We start from the raw sequence: 25859 nt of genomic DNA on the forward strand, positions 1-25859 counted from the left end.
GCTGACTGGCCCGTTCAGTCGATGGAGGGGAGGCGGTCCTCGATCAGCACCAGCACGTCACCGATGATCGTGCGCATGGCGATGCGCGCGGCGTCGGCATCGCGTGAGGCGATGGCGTCGCGCACTTTTGCATGTTCCGCAACGTCCGCCGTGCGGCCCTTGATGCGGTTGGTGAAGCGGATCGAGGTGCGCAGAGCTGTGCTCACCACTTCGCGAAGCTGGATGTAGAAGGGGTTCTTGGACGCTCTCAGCACCGCGACGTGGAAGGCGATATCGGCCTCCAGCGGATCGTCGAGGCCGCGCTCCGCCGCCTGCATGCGGCGCAGGCCATCGTCGATGCGCTTGATATCGTCCTCTCCGGCGACGCGCGCGGCGAGAGACGCGGCTTCAGGCTCCACCGCCACGCGCAGTTCGTTGAACTGGCGCAGGAGATCGACCGAAAGCTGTCGCTCCAGCATCCAGCGCAGGACATCGGTATCGAACAGGTTCCACGACGACGTGGGCTGGACCGTCGTTCCCTGGCGCGGTCGGGCACTGAGCAGACCCTTCGCGGTCAACATCTTCACCGCTTCGCGCGTGACAGACCGGCTGACACCGTGTTGCTTGGCAAGTTCCGCCTCGGTGGGGAAGACCCGACTGTCGAACTGCCCGGTGACGATCGCGCGGCCGATGCTGTCGAGCAATCCGTATGTCAGGTTCCGCCCCAGCTGGGCTGCTGGTTCATCGACGATGAGATGCGAAGACCCTGCCACGAAACCGTCCTTGTTCTTTCAACTGCGCCATCACCGCGACGCAATGGTAATGCGCGTGGCCAGCCAGACAAGAACGTTTCATATGATAAGTCAATTCATATGATAATTATGACCCGTATGAGTGTGTCATGCAGCCAAGCTCAGTCGGCGATTTCCCGTATCCGGCTGGCCAGTGCATCCATCGCGAACGGCTTTGTCATGATCGCCATGTTCGGCGCCATCTGGCCGCTGCCCAGTACCGCCTGCTCCGCATAGCCGGTTATGAACAGGACCTTCAGCGAAGGCAGGCGGGTGAGCGCGGCATCGGCTATCTGCCGCCCGTTCATACCCCCGGGCAAGCCTACGTCGGTGATCAGGAGGTCGATCGGTTGGCCACTGTCGATCACGCGCATGGCGCTTGGACCATCGTGTGCTTCCAGTACCCGATAGCCGAGTTCCTCGACGACCTCGACCACGAGCATCCGCACCGTCGGTTCGTCGTCCACCACCAGTACCCGGCCGATGCGCCGCGGCTGTTCCGGCGCCGGTTCATCTTCGCGGACCGGCAGTACCATGGAGGATGCGCCGAGAACTGCGTGGCGCGGCAGGTAGAGCCGCATGGTGGTGCCATGGCCAGGCTCGGTTTCTATGTCGATCTGTCCCCCGGACTGACGCGCGAAGCCGTAGATCATCGACAGGCCGAGCCCGGTGCCCTCGCCGATCGGTTTGGTGGTGAAGAACGGATCGAAGGCGCGCGCGACCACGTCCCTGGCCATGCCTGTGCCAGTGTCGGACACGCTGAGTTCGACATACTCGCCGGGTTGCAGGTCGTGCTCGCGTGCCTGTTGCGCTGACAGCGCGACATTGGCGCTGGAAATCCGGATTAGGCCACCGTCGGGCATGGCGTCGCGCGCATTGATGCACAAGTTGAGCAGGGCATTTTCGAGCTGATTGGGATCGACCAGAGTGGACCACAACCCGCCGGCAGAGGATGTCTGCACTTCCACGTGCGGCCCGACCGTGCGTCGCACCATGTCCTCGATCCCGGCCACGAGTGCATCGACGTCGGTGGGCGTCGGAGCCAGTGTCTGGCGGCGGGAAAAGGCGAGCAGGCGATGCGTCAGAGCCGCAGCCCGGCGCACCGCGCCTTGTGCGGCCGTCGAGTATTTCTCAAGCTCGCCGGTACGGCCCTGGGCGATGCGCGTCTGTATCATCTCCAGCGCACCCGATATGCCCGCCAGCAGATTGTTGAAATCGTGCGCGAGACCGCCGGTAAGCTGGCCGACCGCTTCCATCTTCTGCGACTGGCGCAGTGCTTCCTCGGCGCGGTCGCGTTCGGCAGCAGTTTCGAGCACTTCGTCGTGAAGGCGGCGGCGCTCTTCCTCAAGCTGGCGTTCCACCGCCTTGCGGGCCGATACGTCCTGCATGGCGCCGACCATGCGCTGCGGCCGCCCGGCCTCGTCGCGGATGACGTAGCCCCGGTCGAGGACGTCGGCGTAGCTTCCGTCGGCACGGCGGAAGCGGTACTCATCGCTCCAGTCGGTGCCTTGCCCCTCGATGACGTGGAAGATGCTGTCGTGGATGCGGGTGGCGTCGTCCGGGTGGATTTGCGCGAGCCACCATCCGCCTGTCGGGGCTACCGTCTCCGGAGCATGGCCGTAGGCATGGGTAAGCGCCTCGTTCCAGGTGACGAGGTCGGCGCGCAGGTCCCAGTCCCATACGGCGTCGTTGGTGGCCCGCCCGGCAAGGCGCAGCCGCTCGCCCGTTTCGCGCAGGGCGGCATTCGCTTCGCGGTCGCTGGTGACGTCCTGCACCGTGCCGATGAGCCGGACTGGCGAACGTCCGTCAAAGAAGGCCAGGCCATGGGCGCTGATGTGGCGCAGTTCGCCATCCTCGATGCCGATCGTACGGTATTCGACCTCGAAGTGATGCGAGCCATCGGGATCGAGCGACGCGGCGACCGCGCGATCGGCGCGCTCACGATCTTCGGGGTGCAGACCGGCGAGAAACGCGGTTTCGTAACTGACGCTTGCTCCGGGGGAGAGGCCGAACAGTTCACGGCAGCGGTCGTCCCACGTCAAACTGCCCTCACGCGGGCGGTAGTCAAAGCGGCCCAGCTCGGCCGCGCGGACGGCCAGCTCCAGCTCCTCGCGGCTGCGTTCCAGTGCGCGTTCGGTGCGGCGGCGGACGGTCAGGTCGGTAAACAGGACGGCGACATGATGCCGGGCGGGATCGTCGACGCGATAGGCCTGCACAGCGTACCAGCGGTCGCCCAGTTGGCGGGCGGGAAGTTCGATCCTTTCGGAGATCCCGGTCTTCGCGACGCGCCCGTAGAGATCGAACCAGTGTTGCTCGTGGGCCGGCGCGATCTCGCGCATCCAGCGCCCCGGGGCTTCGGCAATTCCGGTATAGGCCTCGAAGGAATCGTTGACCTCGATGAAACAGTAGTCGCGGGCTTCCCCATTGTCGTCGAAGACCACTTCGATGACGCAAAAGCCGGCGTCGATGGAATTGAACAAGGAACGATAGCGTTGCTCGCTGGCGCGCAAGGCGATTTCGCTGCGCGTGCGGTCGACGGCATCGCGCGTGCGCAGGGCCACGTCTTCCACTTGCAGGGTTTCGATTTCGGTCCAGACGCGCGGGCTCGCGTCGTGGACGTAGAGCACACTGTCGAGCCTGCCTTCACGGAAAATCGGGCAGACCACGAGCGCGCGCGAGCCGATGGTGCGCCAGCCTTCGGCGAAGGCGCCGGTGCGTGGGTCGGTGTCGCTGTCGGAAACGGCCAGAGTGCGGCCGAGCCGCAGTTCCGCGATGATCTCCGGGCCGAAGCTGTCAAGCACACGGGTCTCGCCGGCAAGGCTGGGTAGAGTGGAGGACCAGTCCGCGTCGAGGAAGGCCCTCGTACCGTCTTCGCTGATGGTCGCGAAGCCACATCGTCCGGCTGCAAGATGCTCGCCCAGCAGTTGCGCGGCGGCCGCCAGAATGTCCTCGGCGTCGTCGCTGCGTCGCATCGCATCAAGGAGACGCAGCTGGAATGCCTGCCGCTCCAGCAGTTGCTCGTGGCTGGGCCTGCCGGGGTCGTTGCTCACGCGCGGACTTCGGTGGGCAGGACCATGCGGCAGACGACACCTTCGGGCGCGAAATCGACGGTAGCCCCGGTGCCGTCGCCGCGTGCCAGGCTGCGGGTGATGAGGGTCTGGCCGAAGCCATGGCGCTTGGGCAACTTCACGTGGGGGCCACCGCTTTCCGTCCAGGCGACTTCGTAGAGGTTGCGCTCCAGCTGCCGTCCGGTGACGGTTACGCAGCCGGTTTCCGCCGACAATGCGCCGTATTTGACCGCATTGGTCGTCAGTTCATGCACGACGAGGCCGAATGCGATCGCGATGTCCGGGGCGACCGACCGGTCGAGGTCGGCGATCTCCATGCGCGGGCCGGAGGAGGAGAGGTAGGGCGCCAGTTCGCCGCGGATCATCGCGGAGAGGTCGATGCCCGTCCACGAGGCGTCGGCGAGCAGGTTGTGCGTGTCCGCCAGCGCCTGAATGCGGCGGGTGAAGCGCAAGCGGAAGTCGTCCAGCCCGTCAGAACCCGACAGAGTTCGACTGCAGATCGACAGAACCATCGTAAGCGTGTTCTTCACCCGGTGGTCCAGTTCATGCATCAGCAGGGTCTGGCGCTTTTCGATGGCCTTGCGTTCGGACAGGTCGATCAGGGTGATCACGCTGCCGCCCGGCGCCTCTCCCGAGAGGCGCAAGGGGGCGACGCTGATCAGCAGGTCCCTGGGTGGACTGGCGAAGGGGGCCGATGCTTCGAGCCCCTTCACCGCCTTGCCCGCGCCTGCCATGGCGATCAGATCTTCGGCGCGAGCGGCGGCGCTGCCGGTCGGGAAGATCAGCGGCATGGCCTCAGCGAAAGGACGGCCGGTGAGGTCTCCGGGCATGATCGCGCAGGCGGCGGCATTGGCGTTGATGACCCGCCCCGAACGATCGCACACGACCACGGCCTCGTTGGCGGAAGCGATGACGGCCTGCGCGACGCGCTCGGACTCCTCGGCGACGGCGGCTTCCACCCGGGCCGTCACGTCGCTGAAGGTCAGCGCGGAGCCGATCCCGAAGGCGAGGGGAAGCGGGGCGGCGGTGACCATCAGGTGTCGGTCGGCGCCGTCGTGGGTCTGGACGAACTGCGCCTGGTGGCGGCCGTCGCGCGCCTGGACGATCGTGCCGCGCACCGTGTCCGCTGTGCGCGCGTCCAGCCGGGCGAACAGCCCTTCGCGCTGCAGGTCCGCAGCATTGCAGCCGATGAGGGCGCAGAATGCCGCGTTGGCGTAGAGCAGCCGCTCCTGATCGTCGAGCGCGACGGCGCCGATGTCCATCGCCTCCATGATGGCGCGATAGCTGTCCTCTCCCCCGGCGAGGGCGAACACGGTGTCCTCGTCGGCGCTGCGCACGACGACGGCGTCGGCGTCACCTTCGCGGATCGCGCGCAGGGTTTCCTCTGCGTCGTGGAGGCGGTGCCTCAGCTCCTCTATCGAGAGCGCATCGAGCCCCGCCCTGTTCGTCACGCGGCGTCACCGAGCTGGAGGTGGACCAGCACCTTCTCGGTGTCCGACAGGTCGCCGATGATCTTCTGGATCGGCACCGGCAACTGCCGTACCAGGGTGGGGATGGCGACGATGTTGTGCTCCCGCGCGAGCCGCGGGTTTTCCTTCAAGTCGATGACTTTGACCGCATAGCTGGAATCGAGGTATTCCTTGCAGATCCGCTCAAGATTGCGGATCGCGGCCACCGACTTGGGGGTCTGCCCGGCGACGTAGAGGGTGAGTTCGGTCGATCTGTCCATGATCATCCCCTAGAAGCGCTTCGGCCGGTCGCAAGTTCCGCCAGATCGGACGCAGCCTGATCGCGGAAATCCGCCTCCGCCTGGACTAATCGGCGCAATTCTGCCTCCTGCGCTGCGACGTCGGCCTGGAGCGCGGCGATTTCCAATTCGGCCTTGCGACGGCGCTGCTCGACCTTCTCCTGCAGGAGGGCGACGGTGGACCGGCGCTCCACTTCGTTGCGGCGGGCCTGCGCCTCGGCAAAGCGCCGGGCCGAGCCGGTCAGCGCACCATTCTCGCCCAGATAGGGTTCGACCAGGCTGATACCGTGGTCGCTCATGACGAATTCGCGCACCTGGTTGGAATGGGCCATGCCGCGCGCCTTGAGGAGATAAAGCTCGCGGTTGAACTCGCCGTTCACTTCGCGGTTGAGCAGCAGCAGCCAGGCATCCATCAGCGAAGACAGCCCCGCATCGGTCTGCGCCAGCGCCTGATCGTGGGCAAGGTGGGTGAAGACGGCGGTGATGCCGTTGGACTTGAGGTAGTCCACCATACGCAGCAGCATCGACTGGACTTCCAGTGTCTCGCCGCTGTCCATGAAGGCGGAAATCGGGTCGAGCACCACCAGCGAGGGGCGGAAGCGCGCGATCTCGCGGATCATGATCGCTAGGTGCATCTCAAGGCTGTAGAAGGTCGGCCGCGCCGATACGCAGCGCAGCAGGTCGCCCTCGATCCACGGCGCGACGTCGAGGCCGATCGAGCGCATGTTGCGCACGATCTGCTCGGCCGATTCCTCGAACGAGAAGATCATCGCCCGCTCGCCCCGGCGGCAGGCGGCATCGACGAAGCACATCGCCATCGAACTCTTGCCCGATCCCGCCACGCCCGAAACGAGGATGCTGCTGGCGCGGTGGAAACCCCCGCCCGTTAGCATCCGGTCCAGATCGGCGATGCCGCTGGACACCCGTTCCTCGGAAACCTTGTGCGCAAGGCCGAGCGAACTGACCGGCAGGACGCTGAAGCCCTCCTCGCCGATCAGGAAAGGGTACTCGTTGGTGCCGTGGGCGGTGCCGCGATACTTCACGATGCGCATCCGGCGCGTCGAAATCTGGTTGTGGACCCGGTGGTCGAGCAGGATCACGCAATCGGATACGTATTCCTCGAGGCCCTGCCGGGTGAGCGAGCCGTCGCCGCGCTCGCCGGTGATCACGGCGGTCAGGCCCTTTTCCTTGAGCCAGTCGAACAGGCGGCGGATTTCCGCGCGCAGGATCGCGGGGTTCTGGAAGGCGGAGAACAGGCTCTCGATCGTGTCGAGGACGATGCGCCTGGCGCCGACTTCGTCGATGGCGAGTTCGAGGCGCAGGAACAGCCCCTCCAGGTCGTAGTCGCCGACTTCAGCCAGTTCGGAAGGTTCGACCGCGATGTGCTCGATGGCGACGAGGCCCTTCTCGACGAGGCCGTCGAGTTCGAAGCCGAGCGAGGCGACGTTGTCGACGATGTCCCTCGGGCGCTCCTCGAAGGTCACGAACACGCCGGGCTCTCCCTCACGGGCGCCGTTGACGAGGAAAGTCGAGGCGAACAGCGTCTTGCCGCAGCCCGCCGACCCGCAAACGAGGGTGGGGCGTCCGCGCGGCAGGCCGCCCATGGTGATGTCGTCGAAGCCTTCGATACCCGTCAGGGCCTTTTCGATGCCGGCAGTCATGCTTGTCCCGATGTGCTTACAGAATCGGTGCTTATGCCAGCCCCCGACCGGAGGCAAACGATCTCATCCGCGCCCGGTTCCGAGCCGGGGTTCGAGTTTGCGGATCAGCATTCCACGACGTTGGCGGCCAGACCGCCGAGGCTGGTTTCCTTGTACTTGCTGGCCATGTCCACGCCGGTCTGGCGCATCGTCTCGATCACCGCGTCGAGGCTGACGATGTGGCGCCCGTCGCCCTGCAGCGCGAGGTACGCGGCGTTGATCGCCTTGACCACGCCCATCGTGTTGCGTTCGATGCAGGGGATCTGGACGAGGCCGCCGATGGGGTCGCATGTGAGCCCCAGATTGTGCTCCATGCCGATCTCGGCGGCGTTCTCGATCTGCTGGTTGGTGCCGCCAAGCGCCGCGACGAGGCCCGCCGCCGCCATCGAGCAGGCGACGCCGACCTCGCCCTGGCACCCCATCTCGGCGGCCGAGATCGAGGCGCGCTTCTTGTAGAGGAAGCCGATGGCGGCGGCGGTCAGCAGCAGCGTCCGCTCGCCCTCGCGGTCGGCGCCGGGCACGAACTTGCGATAGTAGAGCAGCGTGGCCGGGATCACCCCGGCGGCGCCGTTGGTGGGGGCGGTGACGACGCGCCCGCCCGCCGCGTTCTCCTCGTTCACGGCAAGCGCGAAGAGGCTGACCCATTCGAAGGTCTGCGCCGGGCCGAAGCTGTCCTTCTGGGCGCGCAGGCGGGTGTGGATGGTGCGGGCGCGGCGACGCACCTTGAGGCCGCCGGGGAGCAGCCCTTCCTGCTTGAGCCCTCGCTGCACGCAGGCGTCCATGGCATCGATGATACGGTCCAGCCCCGCCAGCGTCTCCGCCTCCGAACGCCAGACGCCTTCGTTGCGCAGCACCATGGTGGCGAAGCAGAGGCCGGTTTCCTCGCCCAGCGCCAGCAGTTCCGCGCCGGAGGAGAACGGGAAGGGCTGGCGCAGGTTGTGCCCGCTCTCGGGCGTCAGGGGCGCAAGGGAGGTCGCATCGCCGCGCACCACCGCGCCGCCGCCGACCGAATACCAGTGCTGCTCCACCGGCTGCTCCCCTTCGCCGAACCATGCGGTGAAGCGCATGCCGTTGGCATGGGCGGGCAGGAATTCGCCGAAGTGGAAGACGAGGTCGGTGCTCTCGGTGAAGGCGCTGTCGGTGTCGAAGGTCCGGCTGGCGAGGCGGCCATGCTCGCGAATGTCGGCGATGATCGCGGGCACCGCGTCGGGATCGACCGATTCCGGGCGCAGGCCGGACAGGCCCAGCAGCACCGCCCCGTCGGTCGCATGGCCGCGCCCGGTCAGCGCCAGCGAGCCATAGAGGTCGCAGGCGACGCGCGAGGGCGCCCCCGGCAGGCTCTCCATGAACGCCAGCGCCGCGCGCATCGGGCCGACCGTGTGTGAACTCGACGGCCCGATGCCGATCGAGAAGATGTCGAGAGCGCTGATCGCTACTGCCGAAAGTTCGGCATCGGAGGGGGGAAGGGCGGTCGTGTGCATATCGGTTTTCGCTGCAGGTATAGCGCAGCGGATCGCCGACGGAAGAGGGAGCATCAGGGAAGCGAGCGATAGAACTCCAGCTTCATGTCCTCGGCCACGCATTCGAGGATCGGCGGGACCAGCCGATCATGGAAGTCTATATGCATGTGCTTTTCGTAGGCGGCCTCGTCGCGGAAAGTGGCAACGACCTGGAAAAGGTCGGGATCGGCTTCCGACTGGAACAGTTCGTAGACCAGCGCGTCGGGTTCGTTCGCGAAGACGAGGCCCTTCAGTTCGGATTGCAGCGCGATCATGTCGCCGCGCTTTTCGGGACGGGTGCGCAGCTGGGCGATGAAGCTCTTGGCGGGCATCGGTTCAGGCCCTTCCGTGCGGGGCAAGGTCGAACAGCAGTTCGCGCTCGTAAGTGCCTTCCATGCAGCCGACGATCTTCTCGATCAGCGGCTTGTTGTGATCGTAGGCCATGTGCGCCTCGTCGGCGGCCTCATCGACGAAACTTTCGTGGACGGCGAACATGCCGGGTTCGGCAAGGCGGAAGAACTTGTAGGCGAGGGTGCCCGGTTCCTGCTTCGACAAGTCCTCCATCTGGCGGGCGAGGGCGATGAAATCGTCCTGCCGGTCGTCGCGGACCCGGAAGCGGGACAGGAAACTGAAGGCCATGAGGCAATCTCTCCTTTCAGCGCGGGGCGAGTCGCTCGCACATCCGCAGGTTCTCTCCGATGCCGCGCCTGTCTCGGCACGTGTTCGGCGAAGATCATATGCGATCGCCATATAAAAACAATCATGAATGCATGTGATATAGTGTTTTCGCGTTGCTCGAAGGGTTTGCCGACACTCGCTGCATGACACGGATGCAACGGCCAAAATCATCCTTCAAAAAAACATACATGAATGATTGCCAAATGCCATCTTCGTGATAATCCTTGGATCAACCCGCAAACAAATGGCGGGGCACTAGGAGAGAGAGGCATGTTCACCAGGCAGCTTTACTGCTCGTCTTGCGCGTTCGCGCTCGTCGCCGGAATCGCAAGCACGCCAGCCTTCGCACAGGACACTTCGACCACCGACACCGCCCAACAGCAATCGGCTCCGCAATCGTCAGGCGGCCTGGCCGAGATCGTCGTTACCGCGACCCGCCGTGCGACCGATCTTCAGTCCACGCCGGTCTCGGTCTCGGCGGTCGACAGCACGCTGATCGCACAGGCCGCGCCGCGCGACCTCGGCGACATCGCGGCGTTCGTGCCGAATTTCTCGGCCGCGACGATCGCAAACTTCAACGCCGCCAGCTTCGCGATGCGCGGCGTCGGGCAGACCTCGATCATCGTCTATTTCGAGCCGCCGGTGGCGGTGCTGGTGGACGACTTCGTCGTGCCCTCGGTCCAGACCCAGCTGCTCGACACTTTCGACATTGCGCAGGTCGAAGTGCTGCGCGGCCCGCAGGGCACGCTGTTCGGCAAGAACACTACGGGGGGCGTTGTCACCGTGCGGACCAAGCGCCCGCAGATGGAGTACGTGGGCGTCGATGCCCGCGCCGAGTACGGCGACTTCGGCCAGAAGAAGGTGCAGGCCGCGCTCAACGTGCCGATCGGCGATATCGCCGCCTTCCGCCTCGTCGGCGGTTACGAGAAGTCTGACGGGTTCTACAAGAACGGGGCCTGTTACGGTCCGGTCACCGGCTTCGTCGATAACAAGTTCCAGGGGCGCAGCGGCTGCCTTGGCGGCGAGACGATCGGCGGCAAGGACGTGTGGCAGGCCCGCGCGAAGCTGCTGGTCGAGCCTTCGCCCAATTTCAGCGCGCTGTTCCAGTACGAATGGATTCGCGACCGGTCGGACTCGGTGCCGTCGGTGAACGAGAACTATCTTTATACCGGCACCAATCCCTTCGTCACCGACCTGCTCGGGCTAACCGATCCGAATGCGCAGGGCACCGATCCGCTCAAGCGGGCGGCCTATACCGGACGGCATGACGGCCTGCTGTTCATGGACAAGGGCCAGCGCATTTCGGTCGACGGGCTCTACGCCAACCTCGAATATGACACCGGCATCGGCACCGTCACTTCGGTCTCGGGCTATCGCAACCAGCGCTCGCGCATTCCCAACTCCTACGCGGGTGCGACGGCCGTGGCGGAAGACGGCCAGTACCTGTCGTTCTTCGACGCGACCCGCGATGACAACCGCAAGACCTGGCAGCAGGAACTGCGCTTCGCCTCCGACCTGCAGGGGCCGTTCAATTTCGTCGCGGGCGGGTTCTACCAGCGCGACAAGATCGATTTCTGCGTCGCGCAGATTCTCGGCTTCCTTGACCTCACCTCCGGCCCGCTGCCGTTCGGCAACTGGAACGACACGCCTTACGTGCTGTGCAACGCGCAGCGGGCCAAGTCGCGTGCGGTGTTCCTCGAAGGCACGCTGAAGCTGGGCGACAAGCTGACGATCTCGGCGGGCGGGCGCTATACCTGGGACGACAAGACCTGGCTCGGCCGCCAGCAGACCTTCATCCCGGCATTGAACGGCGGCTTCGACCCGACGATCACCATCAACGAGGCGCTCGACGCCAGCGTCTACAACTACCCGGCGGGCGTCGTCAGCGTGAAGGGCAAGTGGCGCGAGCCGACGTACCGCGCCAGCATCAGCTATCAGGCGACCGACGATATCTTCGTCTTCGGCGGCTATTCGCATGGTTACAAGGGCGGCGGCTTCAACGACCAGATCGGCGGCTTCGCGGCCTTCGGCACCGACCTCGACGCCTTCCGCGCCGCCGCGCGGCCGACTGACCCGGAAAAGGCCGACAGCTTTGAACTGGGCTTCAAGTCGCAGTTCCTCGACAACCGGCTGCGCTTCAACCTCACCGGCTTCTACGTGAAGTACAAGGATCTGCAGAAGCAGCTCAACGTGCCGATCGTGGTCAACGGCCAGCCCAATCAGGTTACGTTGTTCGTCAACGCCGCCAGCGCCGACGTGAAGGGTATCGAGGCGGAACTCTCCGCCACTCCGGTCGAGGGGCTGACCCTGCGCGGCGTGCTCGGCTACCAGGACGGTAAGTACAAGACCTATACCGCCGAGAACGCGGGTTATGATCTTGCTTCCGCCCCGCTGGACCGCGCGCCGAAGTGGCAGTGGACGCTGGACGGCTCCTACGCGCTGCCGCTGGGCAGCGACTACAAGCTGACCGTGAACGGCAACGTCGCGTATACCGGGCGCAACCTCAATACGCAGGCGATCGACGATCCGCTGGGCAACACGTTCCTCAATGCGAGGACGCTGGTGAACGGCTCGATCACGCTCGCGCAGGCGGATGACCGCTACTACGTGCGCCTGATCGGCAAGAACCTGACCGACAAGCGCTACCGCGTGGCGGTGCAGAACGTCGCGGGGCTGTGGCTCAACTCGCAATACGGGGCGCCGCGTTACTTCGGTGTCGAACTCGGGCTGTCGTTCGGCGACCATCTTTGAGAGGTGCTTGATGTTTGAGGCAAAGGTGCTGCGCTGGGGAATCCCTCTTGCGCTGGCGTGGTCGCTCGCGGCCTGCGGATCGGCGGATCAGCAGGCGCTTGCGGGCAAGGGCGCTCCCGAAGGCTGGGAGCGCCAGCTCGACGACGGCAGCGACGGCGAGGACTGGCCTGCCTTCGGGCGCACGTACGGCGAGCAGCACTACAGCCCCCTCGAAGACATCAACGCGGGCAATGTAGGGCACCTTGGCCTGGTGTGGTCGGTGGACCTTCCGGCGGGCAACCCCGCGACCGGGCCGATCGAGGTGGGCGGCACGGTCTACCTCGCCAGCGGCTATTCGGTGGTCCGCGCGATCGACGTCGCCACCGGCAAGGTGAAGTGGGAGCACGATCCCAAGGCGCCCGAAGCCTCGGGCATCCGGCTGCGGCAGGGCTGGGGCAGTCGCGGCATCGCCTACTGGAACCACAAGGTCATCACCGCCACGCAGGACGGCCGCCTGATCGCGCTGGACGAGAAGACCGGCAAGCCCGTCTGGACCGTGCAGACGCTGGAGGACGGCGCGCCGATGTTCATCTCCGGCCCGCCGCGCGTGTTCGACGGCAAGGTGATCATCGGCAACGCCGGGTCCGACGAAAGCGCGGTGCGCGGCTTCGTCACCGCCTTCGACGCGGACAGCGGCAAACAGCTATGGAAGTTCTACACCGTCCCCGGCGACCCTTCCAAGGGCTTCGAGGACGAGACGCAGAAGATGGCCGCGAAGACCTGGAGCGGTGACTGGTGGAAGTACGGCGGCGGCGGCTCGGTATGGAACGCCATCACTTATGACAAGGCCAACGACCAGATCCTGCTCGGCACCGGCAACGGCGCGCCATGGAACCACAAGATCCGCTCTCTGGGCAAGGGCGACAACCTGTTCGTCTGCTCGATCGTCGCGCTCGATGCGAAGACGGGCAAGTACAAGTGGCACTATCAGATCAATCCCGGCGAAAGCTGGGACTTCAACGCCGCGATGGACATGGAACTGGCCGACCTCACCATCGACGGCAAGCCGAGGCAGGTGGTGATGACCGCACCGAAGAACGGCTTCTATTATGTGATCGACCGGAAGAACGGAAAGCTGATCTCGGCCGAGCCCTTCGTGGAAGTGACATGGGCGAAGAAGATCGACCTTGCCACCGGCCGTCCGGTCGAGAACCCCGGTGTGCGCTACGAAAGCGGCAGGACCACGTTCCGCCCGACGCCGCTCGGCGCGCACAGCTGGATGCCGATGGCCTACAGCCCGAAGACGAAGCTGACCTATATTCCCGCCATCGATTTGCAGGCCCACTTCGACGACACCGGCATCACGCGGGAGAACTTCAAGTTTGCGGAGGGCATGGCGCTGTCTCCGGGCGTCGGTTACGCGATCGACGCAGGCGGCAAGGATGTCACCGGCTGGCTCATCGCCTGGGACCCGGTGGCGCAGAAGGCGCGCTGGAAGCTGCCGATGCCCACGCACGGCAACGGCGGTATCATGGCGACCGGCGGCAACCTCGTATTTCAAGGTCGTCCCGACGGCGGCTTTTCGGCCTACAATGCAGAGGACGGCAAGCGCTTGTGGAACTTCGACGCCCGCGCGGGCGTGGTGGCACCGCCGATCACGTACCGCGTCAACGGCAAGCAATACGTCACGGTGATCGCCGGGATCGGCACCAGCGTCGGCCTGTTCGGCCCGATGTTCGCCAAGTACGGCATCGACTATCGCACGCAGGCGCGCCGGGTGCTGACGTTCGCCATCGGCGGCAAGCAGCAACTGCCACCGAAGGAGCCCTACAAGGCCGTCGCCTTCGAGGATGCGGACTTCACGCCGGATGCTGCCAAAGCCGAGCGCGGAGAGGGCATCTTCGGCGGCCGCTGCGCGGTCTGCCACGGCACTTCGGTCATCGCCGGGGGCACCGCGCCGGACCTTCGTACTTCGCCGATCCCGGCCAATGCCGAGGCCTTCGCCGAAGTCGTCCGCAATGGTGCCCTCGTACCGGCGGGAATGCCGCAATTCGGCGAATTCACGCCGGACCAGCTGGAAGCCCTGCGCCAGTACATCCGCACGCGGGCCGAAGTGCTGCGCAGCGGACGCCCAGACAGCGCGGTAGGTTCGGCGCACAAGACCGGGGAGTGATCTGCCCCTCAGGAAGGGGCGCTCTCAAAGGGCGCCCCGATCCTTCGATCACGCTTCTCGGTTGGTATTTCTCAGCATTTTCCTGAGGCAAAAAGTGGACTTACCCTCCCGCTCATTGCGCGGGGGTGTGTTGCGCAAGAACTGATTCGTGTCGTTCGTCACCATCGCCTGCCGGCGATCAGTAGAGGGGCTCTGCAGTGCGCAAACAGACGTTGACAGCCACCGCGCTCGTTACTCGCAGTTCACTGTCTTACATTCGCAGCGTTTTCGCGCTTGGCAAGGCCCGCCAGGCCTTCGTCAACGTTCATGACGAGGCCCATGCGGAGGGCCTGGCCGGACTGGAAATCGTTTCCTGCATCACGCCGGACGACGGAGGCGGCTGGTTCGATGAAAGCCATTCGCTGATCCATGACGATCGGCCCGCGCAGGTCACGTACACTTCGGGCACCGAGGGCAAGCCCAAGGGCATCGTCCTGACTTACGCCAATCTGGCGGATGCGGCGGAGCGGATCATCGACCAGATGGGCCTGACCGCCGATGTGCGCGAGTACGTCGGCGTCCCGGTCACGTACAGCTTCGGCATCGGCCGCATCCGTGCGGTCAGCGCCGTGGGCGGTCGCTCCTACCTGCCGCTGCGGGGCTTCGACCCCCTCGAACTGTCGCGCATGCTGAGGTCGGGCGAGGTTAACGCCTTGTCCGCAGTCCCCACCCTCCTGCGCATCCTGTTGCAGCAGCGGTCCGTCATCGGAGACGCGGGGAAGAAGCTGCTGTGGCTGGAGATCGGTTCGCAATACATGTCCGGCGCCGAAAAGCGCGGCATTCGCGAGATGTTTCCCAATGCCCGCATCGTCCAGCACTATGGCCTGACGGAAGCCTCGCGCAGCACTTTCCTGCAGATTTCGGAAGTTCCGGATGAGGTGCTGGATTCCGTCGGCAAGGCCGTCGGCGCGACCGAGGTGGCGATTTCCGAAGAGGGGCGCATCCGCATTCGCGGCCCGCACGTGGCGCGCTGGAAGCTGGATGCCGGCGACATGCGCGATCTCTGCGATGCCGACGGCTGGCTGGAGACCAGCGACCTCGGCCATCTCGACGAGGGCTATCTCTATTACGACGGCCGGGCGGACGACCTGATCAACTCGGGCGGCGTGAAGCTGAACCCGGATTTGCTCGAGGCGCGCATTTCCCAGCTTCTCGGCCAGAGCGGCAAGGCAGTGGTGGCGAAAGTGCCTGACGCACTGCGTGGCGAAGGTGTGCTGGTCGCCCTGGACGCGACGGACATCGCCGCCGAGAGGGTTCATTCGGCGGCGGCAGAGGCCCTGAAGGAATTCGGCGTCGTTGCCGGGGATTCCCTCCACGTCCGGGTCATCCCGAAGATCCCGCGCACGGCGACGGGCAAGGCCATGCGCCGCGTCCTGACGGAAGAGTTCGTCGAGGAACGCAAGGCTGCCGCCGTCGATCCCGTGGCGGATCGGACACCCCAGGCAGCACCGCGCGACGTGCAGGGGTTCTTCCGGCAGTTCTTCCCCGGACGGCGGATCGGCCCGAACGACAGCTTCGAGAGCATGGGTGGGGACTCGCTCAGCTACATCCAGTTCTCGCTCGGCTTCGAAGGGCGTTTCGGCGCCCTGCCGGACGGGTGGGAGGCGCTTACGGTCGAGCAGCTGGAAAAAAGCGCCGGCCCCCCAGCAGCAAACAACTGGCGCAAGCTCGACACCGCGATGCTGACGCGCGCGTTCTTCATGATCTGCATCGTGGCCCTGCATCTCGACACGTTTGTCTACAGCAAGAACTGGGGCGCGGCCTATTTCCTGTTCATGCTGTGCGGCTACAGCGTCATGCGCTTCCAGTGGCCGGAGATCAGCCGGACCGGAAAGGTCGGCACCATCTTCGGGACAGTGCTGAGCGTGGCCATCCCGACCCTGATGGTGACCATCGCGATGCAGATCTGGGCCAGGACTTTCGAGTTGAAGCCCCTGCTGCTGATATCGAACTGGTTCGATCCGCATCAGTATCACGTGGCCTACTACTATTTCGCGGAACTCTACATGCAGTTGCTGCTCGTCGTGGCGGCGCTGTTCTCCTTCCCGGCAATCCGCGAATTCCTGCGCTCGCGGCCCATGACCTTCTGCACGATCCTGCTCGTCGTCGCGACGGTGGGGAGCTGGATGGTCGAGAAGGTCTGGGACACCAACTACATCTTCCACCGCACGCCGATCTGGTATCTGTGGACGGTCGCGGCGGGGATGCTGATGGCCAGCGCGCGCGACCAGCGCAGCCGGGTGGTGGCGATGGCCATCGTGACCGTTGCCGTGCTCCTGCATCACGGCTTTACGTCCGCCAGCGCCTATATCACGGGCGGCGTGGCGCTGTTGCTCTTCGGCACCTCCATCAAGGTTCCCTCGGCTGTGAAGTCGATCGTTTCGGAGGTCGCCGGATCGTCGATGTTCATGTACCTCAGCCATTATCAGGTCCGTTCGCTGATCATCCGGGTATTCCACGGACCGAAGCCATGGGTGGCGCTTTCCGTGGCGATCGGATTCGGCATCGTCTTCGCGCACAGCTACACATGGGCCGAACGCAAGGTCCGCATCTTCCTGCGTGCGCGGGAGGACAAGAGTGTCCCGGAAACGTTCGCATACGAAGAGCCTTCGGGAATGGTCAAAGCCTGAGGACCGGCGACACCCTTCGCGCAAGGTGACAGGTTTACACAGTTGACACGGTCCAGGGACAAAACGTGTCACCTTGCAGCGGAAAGTGTCACCTTGAGGCGGTAAGGTGACACATTTTGCCGCCGATGTGTCACCTTGTGACGGGAAAGTGTCACCTTGTGATGGGCAGGTGTCACCTTGGAGTGTCACCTTGTGCGCGGCGCGATGATCTTGCTGGACATGAGCGCACTGTATCGGAAGGTCGGCTATGTAGGAAAGCGGGCTGTCCGAATGCGCCCGGCCAGATCCTCCCCCATTCCGACCAGACCGCCATCATAGTGTCAGCTTTCAGGTGAAAGGGGAGTGAGACGAACCAGCACTCCATGACCGGACACCGCCAGCCATGACAATCGACCGCCGAACGCTTGTGAAATCGGGTGCGGGGCTTCTCCTCCTCAGCGGCCTTCCTGCCCGCGCGGCCGTGCTGGCCCGGCCGCTTGGCGCGAACCCGTTCACGCTTGGCGTGGCGGCGGGCGATCCCTGGCCCGACGGCTTCGTGATCTGGACGCGGCTTGCCCCGCGTCCGCTGGACGAGCACGGCGGCATGCCGCAAGTCGCGGTGCCGGTCGGCTGGGAAGTCGCCGAGGATGAGGGTTTCTCCCGCGTGGTCCGCAAGGGAGAGACCCTCGCACGGCCGGAACTGGGCCATTCGGTCCATGTCGAGGTGAGCGGACTGCGACCGCATCGCCATTACTGGTATCGCTTCTCGGTCGCGGGCAGCGACGTGAGCCCGACCGGCCTTGCCCGCAGCGCGCCTGCAGCCGATGCCGCGATCGACCGCCTGCGTATCGGCGTTGCCGGTTGCCAGCACTGGGAAGCGGGCTTCTACGACGCCTGGGGCGCACTGGCGCGCGAGCCGGACCTAGACCTCGTGTTCCACTACGGCGACTACATCTACGAAGGCGCGGGCAAGCCGGTCGGCGGGCACGTCGTGCGGCGTCATGCGGGGGACGAGATCTACAGCCTCGACGACTATCGCCGCCGCTACGCCCAGTACAAGTCGGACCCGCACCTGCAGGCGGCGCATCAGGCCAGCGCCTTCGCGGCCTCTTTCGACGACCATGAGGTCGACAACAACTGGGCGGGCGAATTCGATCAGGACGGCACCCCGCCCGAAGTCTTTCTGCTGCGCCGCATGGCGGGCTACCAGGCGTGGTACGAGAACATGCCCGTGCGCCGCGCGCAGATGCCGGGGATGCAGGGGATCACCGCCTATCGCCGTCTCGACTATGGGCAATTGCTGCGTACTCACGTGCTCGACACGCGCTCCTGCCGCACCGACCAGCCGTGCGACGACATTGCCCGCTCCGACGCCTGCACACCCGAGGCGCACGCCAGCCCGGAAATGCTCGGCCGCGCGCAGGAAGCATGGCTCGACGAAGGGCTTGGCAACGACCGCACGTGGAACCTGCTGGCGCAGCAGGTCATCGTCATGCCGCTCGACGTGCGGGCGGCAGGCGCGGCAAAGCCGGTGTTCGAAACCGACCTGTGGGATGGCTACCGCCCGGCCAAGGCGCGCCTCGTAGAGACCATCCGCAAGCACGGTCTCACCAACGTCGTCATCGCCACCGGCGACCATCACAAACATGCCGCCGGCATCGTGCCCGAACGCGACGCGGCGCCGGAAGGCAAGGGCGTGGCCGTGGAGTTCCTGGCAACCTCGATCTCCTCTGGCGGCAACGGCAATGGCGATGCGGGCCTTGGCCACGTCCTGCAGAACAATGCGAACCTCGACCTCTATACAGACCGGCGGGGCTACCAGCTTTTCGACATCACGCCCGAGCGCTGGACGACGGATGTGAAAGTGATGGACCAGGTCGAGAAGCCCGGCGGCAAGGCGGGAACGCTGGTCCGCTACGAGGTCACTCCCGACGCGCCGAGGCTGCACAGGGCCTGACGACCCGGGCGGGAGTTGCCGAATTGCAGGCGAAGTCAGTCGCGGCGAAGCAGTCCTTGCGCTGACAAACGATGGTCTTCAGCTCTCCGGCCAGACGTTCCACGCCGCCTCCGCCGGGGTCCTTCTGCACCGGTTTCGCCGCTTTGCGCATGAAACGGCCGATGCACCGCGCCGGTCAATCCTTGCGTTCGGGCAGGCCCTTGCGCTTGGTCGAGGCGAACTCCTCGAGTTGCTTCTCGGTCATCGAGTCCACCATTTCCTTCGACGCGCCCTTCAGCTTCGACTTGGGCATTTCGCCGCGTTTGGCGGACAAGGCGGCTCCGGCCGCCTTCTGCTGGGCTTTGGAATGTGCGGGCATGGGTTCCTCTTTGGCTACGGACTGCCTGTTCAATGCGCGAGAGGCCCCGGCGTATCCTATCCCCGGGGATCGACGCTGAGGTCGCTGCGCATCTGGCCATGGGCGAGCACGGCGAACAGGCCGGTCCCGCCGATGATGTTGCCCAGAAGCGCAGGCAGGGTGAATTCCAGCCACGCCTCGGCGGCGCCGATGCTGCCGCTCAGCCACAGGAAGGTCGCCTGCGACGAACCGGTGACGACATGGGCGAAACCGCCAAGCGCGATCACGTAAGTCAGCGCGAAGATCACCCAGAATTCGCTGCCGCGCGCATTGGGCAGGACCCAGGCGATGGCCGCCATGATGAACCCGGCCGGGATGCCCAGCGTCAGAGTGCGGGTCCAGTGCTGCAGTTCCAGCTTGCCGAGGATGTCGAGCGCGATCAGGCGCTGTTCGTGCGTGACGATGATCTCGCCCGCCATCAGCGCGCTCACCAGCGTCACGCCCGCCAGATTGCCGAACAGCACGCAGAGCCACAGCCGCGACAGCCGGCCGAGGTTGTTCAGCGTCGGCGCCGTCGCCAGCGGCAGGACGGCGGTAACGGTGCTTTCGGTGAACAGTTGCAGCCGCCCCATGATGACGATGAGGTAGCCGACCGGGTATCCCAGGAAATAGACCAGCGGCGCCCAGTCCGTATCGGGCAGGTGGCTGCGCAGGAACAGTTCGGTCATGAGCGACAGCGCAATGGCAAGCCCGGCCGCGATGCCGGACAGGGTCAGGGCCAGCGCCGGTCGTGCGAGCTCCTCCTCTCCCTGCAGCCGCACGACTTCGTGGACGATCTTCGAGGAGCCGGCCTTGCGCTCCTCGACGTCCTTTGCTTCCTCTGCGTCGAGGGCCGCGTCGGGGCTTTCGGCGTCCTGTCGCTCGCTCTTGTCCATCGCCGGTGTCCCGCTGCATCCTGGTCGAGATAGGACCAGCGGCAGGCGCGATTGTTCCCGGCATGGCCTGCTCAGGAGAGGAAGCGCACCAGCTCCCGTGCCGTTTCCTTCGGGTTGTCCTGTACCGGAAAGCCGCTGGCATCCGGCAGCACCACGCTGCGTACGTCGCGCAGGTTCGCTTCGGCGGTCGCACGGTACTTGAGGAAGAAGGTATCGCGCCCGCCATAGAGCAGGAGCGTCGGTGCCGTGACCCGGCGCATCAGGTCGACGAAATCGGTATAGGCGACGCCGCGCTCGTGCGGGCGGATCCAGCGCCCGGCCTGCGCGCGGCTGGCGTTCTGTTCGGCGCCGATGCGCGCAAAGTCGCGCAGGCCGAAGATGTCGCGGGCCAGGCCTGGATCGCCGGGCAGGGGATCGCCCTCTGCTGTGAACATCGCGGCCTGGCCCTTTTCCTTGGCGGCGACCTGCTCGTGCGTGCTCGCCGGGCCGAGGACGCAGCATGGCAATGCCAGCCGCCGCACCTGCCCGGGCGCGAGCGCGGCCATGGCCACCGCCACGCACCCGCCGAGCGATGTACCCGCGAGATCGACGCGCGGCAGGCCCATGTCCTGCAGCGCGCCGAGCACCAGCGTCGCCGTTTCCAGCACGGTCTGGACCTGTGGCGGCGGCCCCTCCCAGCGCGAGGCGCCATGGCCGGGCAGGTCGAGGGCGATCACGCGCCGACCGCGTGCCAGCGCGGGCGCGACCTCGCGCCAGTCCGCCACCCAGCCGCCCAGCTTGTGCAGCAGGACCACGGGCGGCGCCGCGCCGTCCTCTCCCAGCGAGACGTGGTGGAGTTCACCGCCCGCGCGGCGCACCGTTCCCGAACCGGTCCATGGACCTGCGACCAGCGTCGCGGCTTGCCCGGCGGCAGGCAGGCCGGAGGCAAGCGCGGCCGCGCCAAGGGTCATGCCACCGGCAAATGCACGTCGAGTAACCATCCGGGATCTCCCTGCTGCGATCCGGGCGAGTGTCCGGAGCCGATCGCGCAAGGTCGAGCCGCCGCCCGGCCGCTATCCGCCTGACGATGACCGCGGCTTTCCCTGGCGTTCGTGCCGCGCAGGCAAGGCTAGACCCTTGGGCTCGCGACCCGGCATGGAGCATCCCCCGCATGAAGCATATCCTCGCAAGCCTGGCGGTCTGTTCGGCGCTGCTGCTGGGCGGCTGCGGCGACGCGGCACTGTCCCCGGCGGGGGTGGACAAGCTGACCTACCACGCCAACGCCGCGCGCGAGGGATGGAACGATCGCGAACGGATGCTCACCCCGGCGGCGGTGGCGGGCGGGCAGTTCGGCGAGATCTGGCAGTCGCCGAGGCTGGATTTCCACGGAAGCACGCCGCCGCGCCTGTTCGCATCCCCGCTCTACGTCAGCGCGCTGCACTTCGACGAGGGCGCGCAGGCGGGCCGCACGCTGCGTGTCGCCTTCGTCGTCAGCAGCACGGGCTATGCCTACGCCATCCATGCCGGGCAGCGGGCAGACCTGCCCGCCGGAACGATCCTGTGGAAGCGCAGGCTGACCGCCGATCCGTGTCAGGACGGCCAGTTCGGCAACCTTTCCACGCCGGTGATCGACCGCGCAGCCAACCGCCTCTACGTCACCAGCTGCCGGGGCGACTGGATCTGGGACGTCCACGCGCTCGACTTGCGGACCGGCAAGGAGGCCTCCGGCTGGCCGGTCGAGATCAGCCACCGCACCGTCACCGCGCAAGTCAACCGCAACGGCGTCAGCCGCTTCGTGCCGGGCCAGATCTACTACCAGCGCGGTGCGCTCAACCTGAGCCGCGATGGCGGACGCCTCTACGTGGCCTTCGGGCCGGACCTGCAAGGCTTCCTCGTCTCGGTCGACACCGCGAGCGCGCGGGTGGGGAGCGCCTTCTCCTCGATGCCGCGCGCGGACCTGCAGCAAGGCGGCATGTGGGGCGCATCCGGCCCGGCGATCGACGCGCAGGGGCGCATCTACATCGCGACGGGGGCCAGCTTCCTCTCCGCGCTTGAAAAGCGCGGCATTCCGGGCGTCTTTCCTGAAGTCGCGGGTGCGTGGGGGCAGTCGATCCTCCAGTTCCGCGACGATCCCAGGGCAGGGTTGCGGCTGACGGGCACCTACTCACCGTTCAACTACTGTCAGACGGCCGCGTCCGACATCGACATAGCGGGCAGCGGCGCCGTCCTGTTCGACCTCGATCGCGGCAGCGCCAGCACGCCGCACCTGTTGACGCTGGGGGCGGGCAAGCAGGGCAATGCCTACCTGCTCGACCGCGACCACATGCCCGGCGGCACCCGCAAGCGCCATGCCTGCAGCACCGACCCGGCCAGCGACGGCTCGCTTCTTGCGCCGGGCGTGCAGCCGGAACTGAAGTCGCGCGGGCCGGTGGTGGTCTTCGGCCCCTATTCCGACAGCATCGGCATGGTGAACTCCGCCAAGAGCCGCGCCACGCTGGCCCACTTCCGCAATCGCCTCGGCGAGCACTATCTGTTCCTTGCGGGCAGCGCGAAGACCGGCCCGGACTTCGGCACCAACGTGCCGCCCAGCCTCGTGCGGGTCCGCGTGGTGACGCACAAGGGCGAGCCGGCCTACCTCAAGGTGGACGGGCGAGAGATGACGGTGACGATGCAGAACCCCGGCTCGCCGGTGGTCTCCAGCAACGGCGGCGAGAACGGCGTCGTCTGGGTGATGGACACCAATGTCCCGCGCAGCGTCGACATCTACCAGCCCGACGCCCCGGGCGCACGCCTCTACGCCTTCGACGCAAAGAGCCTGAAGCCGCTGTGGCAGAGCGGCGATGCGTTGTTCACGTCGGGCAAGTACAACGAACCCGCCGTGGTGGACGGGATGGTGCTGGTCGGCACCGACCGGCTGCAGGCGTTCGGGCTGCGCGCTGCGGGAGCGGCGGCGCCGCGGCTGCAGCATCCCGTGGTCGCCTCGGCCGCGAACGCGGGCAAGGCGCTGTTCGACGGGCGCTGTGCGGCCTGTCATTCGAAAGCCGGGTCAGGGGCGCCGCCGGTCTCGGTGATCGCCGGATATGCGCAGGGGCAGATCGTCGACGCGCTCAAGGTGGGCAAGATGAAGGAGATGGGTTCCGGCCTCAGCGACGCGCAACTGGCGCAGATCGCCGCCTACGTGCGCTCCGGGGCGGCCAGGTAGGCGTCGCCCGCCGCCGCGCGAAGTTCGGCGAAGAACTCCGCCTGCACTTCGGTCGGCCGCAGCGAGGCGCGCATGGTCATGCCGATGGTGCGCGCGAACTGCGGGGGCATCCTGCCGAGTTCGACCAGCCACCCGGCCTGCACCTCGGCCATGACCTGATCGGGCGAAACCAGCGTCAGGAAGTCGCTGTCCACGACGATCTGACGGATCATCATGACCGCGCCGGTCTCGACCGGAACGGCGGGCAGCTGCAGCCCGTTCGAGGCGAAATAGCGCTCGAAGCTGTCGCGCAGCGGCGTCCCCTTCGGCGAAAGGGTGAAGGGATAGCGGGCGAGGTCCGCCGGACCCGGCGCGGTCCCGACGAGCGGATGCCCCCGCCGGGCGTAGAAGGCCGGGAAGTCGTCGAACAGGCGATGCTGATCGAGGTCGGGCTCGATCAACGGATCGCGCAAGGCGCCGACCATGACGTCGAGCACGCCGCTGCGCAGCGGTTCGAGCAGGTCCGCGCGTGAGCCTTCGACGATGGTCAGCCTGACCTGCGGGCGCCGGGCCAGGAACCGCGCGACGGCGGTGGGCAGGATACGCGCACGCGACAGCGGCATGGCGCCGATGGCGATGCGCCGCGTTTCGTGTCCGCGCAGCGCGGCGATCTCGGACAGTCCGGCTTCCAGTTCGACTTGGGCCAGCCGGAATTCGCGCGCCAGCCGGCTGCCCGCGTCGGTCGTGACGACGTATTTGCCCTGCCGGGTCACCAGCGCGCGCCGCAATGCCAGCGCGAGGTCGTTGACCGCGCGGTGGATCGAGGGGAGCGCCAGCCCGGTCGCCTCGCTCGCCCCGGCGTAGCTGCCCGCTTCCGCCAGGGCCAGCATCGCCCGCAGGCGCGACATGGTGACGTGCGGACTGTGCACGTGCGCCAGCGCCGCCTCGATGCGCGCGGCGAGCATGGCTCCGGCGTGGGTCGGGATCATCCCGTCATGGCGCCGCTCGAACAGCGGAACCTCGAGCTGCGCCTCGAGACGGGCGAGCGCCTGCGTGATCGCGGGCTGGCTCAGGTTCACCGCGACGGCGGCGGCATTGACCGTCCCGATTTCCGCGATTTTTGCCACTGCGCGCAAGTGCCGCAGGTTGAGCGCCCAGATGTCCATCGCGGCATTCTTAGCCGGTTTCCGCCTCGCTCCAAGGCGCATCGCGCCGATCGTCGCGGGAAGCGCCGTAAACCGGTTCCCTGACAGCGCTGACACGGCTAGAGGTGCCTCCACCCGCATCCAATGGCTGCACGAGCAAGAACAGGAGAGTCCGTTGACCGTTTCCACCCGCCAGCCCCTGCGCGTCGCGATTCTGGGGGCCGGAATGATCGGTGAGATCCACCGCCGCGCGGCCCTGCTTGCGGGTGTCGAAGTGGTCGGCGTGATGGCGTCCTCGCCCGCCCGGTCCGCCGAGGCGGCGGCGCAGTGGGGCACGCAGGCGATCGCCTCGCTGGACGAACTGGCAGGGCGCGGGCTCGACGTCGTCCACGTCTGCAGCCCCAACAGCCTGCACGCCGCGCATGTCGAGGCGGCGCTGGCGGCCGGTGCCCACGTGATTTGCGAGAAGCCGCTGGCCGTCGGCACCGGGGAAGCGCTGCACCTTCACACGCTCGCGGCCGAAGCGGGCAGGATCGCGACGGTGCCCTTCGTCTATCGTTTCCACCCACTCGTGCGCGAAATCCGCGCGCGGCGCGAGGCGGGCGAATTCGGCGCGTGGCAGCTGCTCCACGGCAGCTACCTGCAGGACTGGCTGCTCTCGCCGCATGCGACCAGCTGGCGCGTCGATGCATCGAAGGGCGGGCGCAGCCGCGCCTTTGCCGACATCGGCTCGCACTGGTGCGACCTCATGGAATTCGTCACCGGAGAGCGCATCGCCTCGGTCATGGCGGCGATGACGATCACCGTGCCCGAGCGGCCCGCAGTGTCGCAGGCCAGCTTCTCCGGCGGGGCGGCTTCCGGGCCGCTGGTGAAGGTGGATACCGAGGACGCCGCGACCATCCTGTTCCGCACGGCGTCCGGCGTGCTGGGCAGCGCGGTCATCTCGCAAGTCTCGGCGGGGCGCAAGAACCGCCTGTGGTTCGAGTTCGACGGCGCGCACAAGTCCGCCGTGTTCGATCAGGAAAATCCCGAGACGGTCTGGCTCGGCACTGAGGATTCGGCCGAGACGCTGTTCCGCAGCCCGGGTTCCGGTGCCCCCGATGCACGCCGTCTCTCCAGCCTGCCGCCCGGCCATGCGCAGGGTTACGCGCAGTGCTTCGAGAACTTCGTGGCGGACACCTATGCCGCCGTGCGCGGGGAGGCGCCGGTAGGCTTGCCGACCTTCGCCGACGGCCTGCGTTCCGCGCACATTATCGATGCAGTGATCCGCTCGGCAGAGGCTAGTACGTGGATCGACGTGCCGGCCGCGTGA

The 25859-nt window shown here is 66.5% G+C and carries 18 protein-coding genes; 6 read left to right on the top strand and 12 right to left on the bottom strand.

The window, feature by feature from the left end; genetic code table 11:
• Positions 1-14: 14 nt before the first annotated feature.
• The 8 genes from ACODRZ_RS09000 to ACODRZ_RS09035 all read right to left on the bottom strand — a co-directional run bounded on the left by ACODRZ_RS09000 (position 15) and on the right by ACODRZ_RS09035 (position 9423).
• Positions 15-752, bottom strand: coding sequence for a FadR/GntR family transcriptional regulator (locus tag ACODRZ_RS09000; protein ID WP_488970015.1), 738 nt, complete (start codon positions 750-752; stop codon positions 15-17).
• A 140-nt stretch (positions 753-892) separates the two neighbouring features.
• A complete protein-coding gene (locus tag ACODRZ_RS09005) occupies positions 893-3820 on the bottom strand; it encodes a PAS domain-containing protein (RefSeq protein WP_488970014.1) in 2928 nt (975 codons plus the stop codon).
• Positions 3817-5289, bottom strand: coding sequence for a sensor histidine kinase (locus tag ACODRZ_RS09010; RefSeq protein ID WP_488970013.1), 1473 nt, complete (start codon positions 5287-5289; stop codon positions 3817-3819). The genes ACODRZ_RS09005 and ACODRZ_RS09010 overlap by 4 nt, the downstream gene beginning before the upstream one ends.
• The gene (locus ACODRZ_RS09015; RefSeq protein ID WP_271183811.1) at positions 5286-5567 is read right to left on the bottom strand and encodes a circadian clock KaiB family protein; all 282 of its coding nucleotides are present in this window, start codon (positions 5565-5567) and stop codon (positions 5286-5288) included. The genes ACODRZ_RS09010 and ACODRZ_RS09015 overlap by 4 nt, the downstream gene beginning before the upstream one ends.
• Before the next feature lie 2 nt (positions 5568-5569).
• Positions 5570-7246, bottom strand: coding sequence for a circadian clock protein KaiC (gene kaiC / locus ACODRZ_RS09020; protein ID WP_488970012.1), 1677 nt, complete (start codon positions 7244-7246; stop codon positions 5570-5572).
• A 104-nt stretch (positions 7247-7350) separates the two neighbouring features.
• Positions 7351-8766 (bottom strand): L-serine ammonia-lyase, encoded by a 1416-nt coding sequence (locus tag ACODRZ_RS09025; protein ID WP_488970011.1) that lies wholly within the window; start codon positions 8764-8766, stop codon positions 7351-7353.
• 53 nt (positions 8767-8819) lie between these two features.
• A complete protein-coding gene (locus tag ACODRZ_RS09030; protein ID WP_488970010.1) occupies positions 8820-9116 on the bottom strand; it encodes a putative quinol monooxygenase in 297 nt (98 codons plus the stop codon).
• A gap of 4 nt (positions 9117-9120) precedes the next feature.
• The gene (locus ACODRZ_RS09035; RefSeq protein WP_488970009.1) at positions 9121-9423 is read right to left on the bottom strand and encodes a putative quinol monooxygenase; all 303 of its coding nucleotides are present in this window, start codon (positions 9421-9423) and stop codon (positions 9121-9123) included.
• 309 nt (positions 9424-9732) lie between these two features.
• Here ACODRZ_RS09035 and ACODRZ_RS09040 point away from each other — a divergent pair, with 309 nt between their 5' ends.
• The 4 genes from ACODRZ_RS09040 to ACODRZ_RS09055 all read left to right on the top strand — a co-directional run bounded on the left by ACODRZ_RS09040 (position 9733) and on the right by ACODRZ_RS09055 (position 18970).
• The gene (locus ACODRZ_RS09040; protein WP_488970008.1) at positions 9733-12213 is read left to right on the top strand and encodes a TonB-dependent receptor; all 2481 of its coding nucleotides are present in this window, start codon (positions 9733-9735) and stop codon (positions 12211-12213) included.
• A gap of 10 nt (positions 12214-12223) precedes the next feature.
• Positions 12224-14365, top strand: coding sequence for a PQQ-dependent dehydrogenase, methanol/ethanol family (locus ACODRZ_RS09045; protein ID WP_488970007.1), 2142 nt, complete (start codon positions 12224-12226; stop codon positions 14363-14365).
• Between the two features lie 197 nt (positions 14366-14562).
• Positions 14563-17034: an AMP-binding protein gene (locus ACODRZ_RS09050; RefSeq protein WP_488970006.1), complete on the top strand. Its 2472-nt coding sequence runs from the start codon at positions 14563-14565 to the stop codon at positions 17032-17034.
• A gap of 382 nt (positions 17035-17416) precedes the next feature.
• Entirely contained in the window at positions 17417-18970 is a 1554-nt protein-coding gene (locus ACODRZ_RS09055; protein WP_488970005.1) for an alkaline phosphatase D family protein, read from the top strand.
• Between the two features lie 175 nt (positions 18971-19145).
• Here ACODRZ_RS09055 and ACODRZ_RS09060 read toward each other — a convergent pair whose 3' ends face one another.
• From ACODRZ_RS09060 to ACODRZ_RS09070, 3 genes are all read right to left on the bottom strand, one after another.
• A complete protein-coding gene (locus tag ACODRZ_RS09060) occupies positions 19146-19328 on the bottom strand; it encodes a DUF3008 family protein (RefSeq protein ID WP_488970004.1) in 183 nt (60 codons plus the stop codon).
• A 56-nt stretch (positions 19329-19384) separates the two neighbouring features.
• Complete coding sequence (locus tag ACODRZ_RS09065; RefSeq protein WP_488970003.1) at positions 19385-20242, bottom strand: formate/nitrite transporter family protein; 858 nt, start codon at positions 20240-20242, stop codon at positions 19385-19387.
• 71 nt (positions 20243-20313) lie between these two features.
• Positions 20314-21222: an alpha/beta fold hydrolase gene (locus ACODRZ_RS09070; RefSeq protein WP_488970002.1), complete on the bottom strand. Its 909-nt coding sequence runs from the start codon at positions 21220-21222 to the stop codon at positions 20314-20316.
• 170 nt (positions 21223-21392) lie between these two features.
• Here ACODRZ_RS09070 and ACODRZ_RS09075 point away from each other — a divergent pair, with 170 nt between their 5' ends.
• Entirely contained in the window at positions 21393-23423 is a 2031-nt protein-coding gene (locus ACODRZ_RS09075) for a c-type cytochrome (protein WP_488970001.1), read from the top strand.
• On the opposite strand, the gene ACODRZ_RS09080 is transcribed toward ACODRZ_RS09075, so the two are convergent.
• Entirely contained in the window at positions 23396-24568 is a 1173-nt protein-coding gene (locus ACODRZ_RS09080) for a LysR family transcriptional regulator (RefSeq protein WP_488970000.1), read from the bottom strand. The genes ACODRZ_RS09075 and ACODRZ_RS09080 overlap by 28 nt on opposite strands.
• A 154-nt stretch (positions 24569-24722) precedes the next feature.
• Here ACODRZ_RS09080 and ACODRZ_RS09085 point away from each other — a divergent pair, with 154 nt between their 5' ends.
• Entirely contained in the window at positions 24723-25859 is a 1137-nt protein-coding gene (locus tag ACODRZ_RS09085) for a Gfo/Idh/MocA family protein (protein ID WP_488969999.1), read from the top strand.

It is taken from the genome of Novosphingobium sp. FG90, from assembly GCF_057808725.1.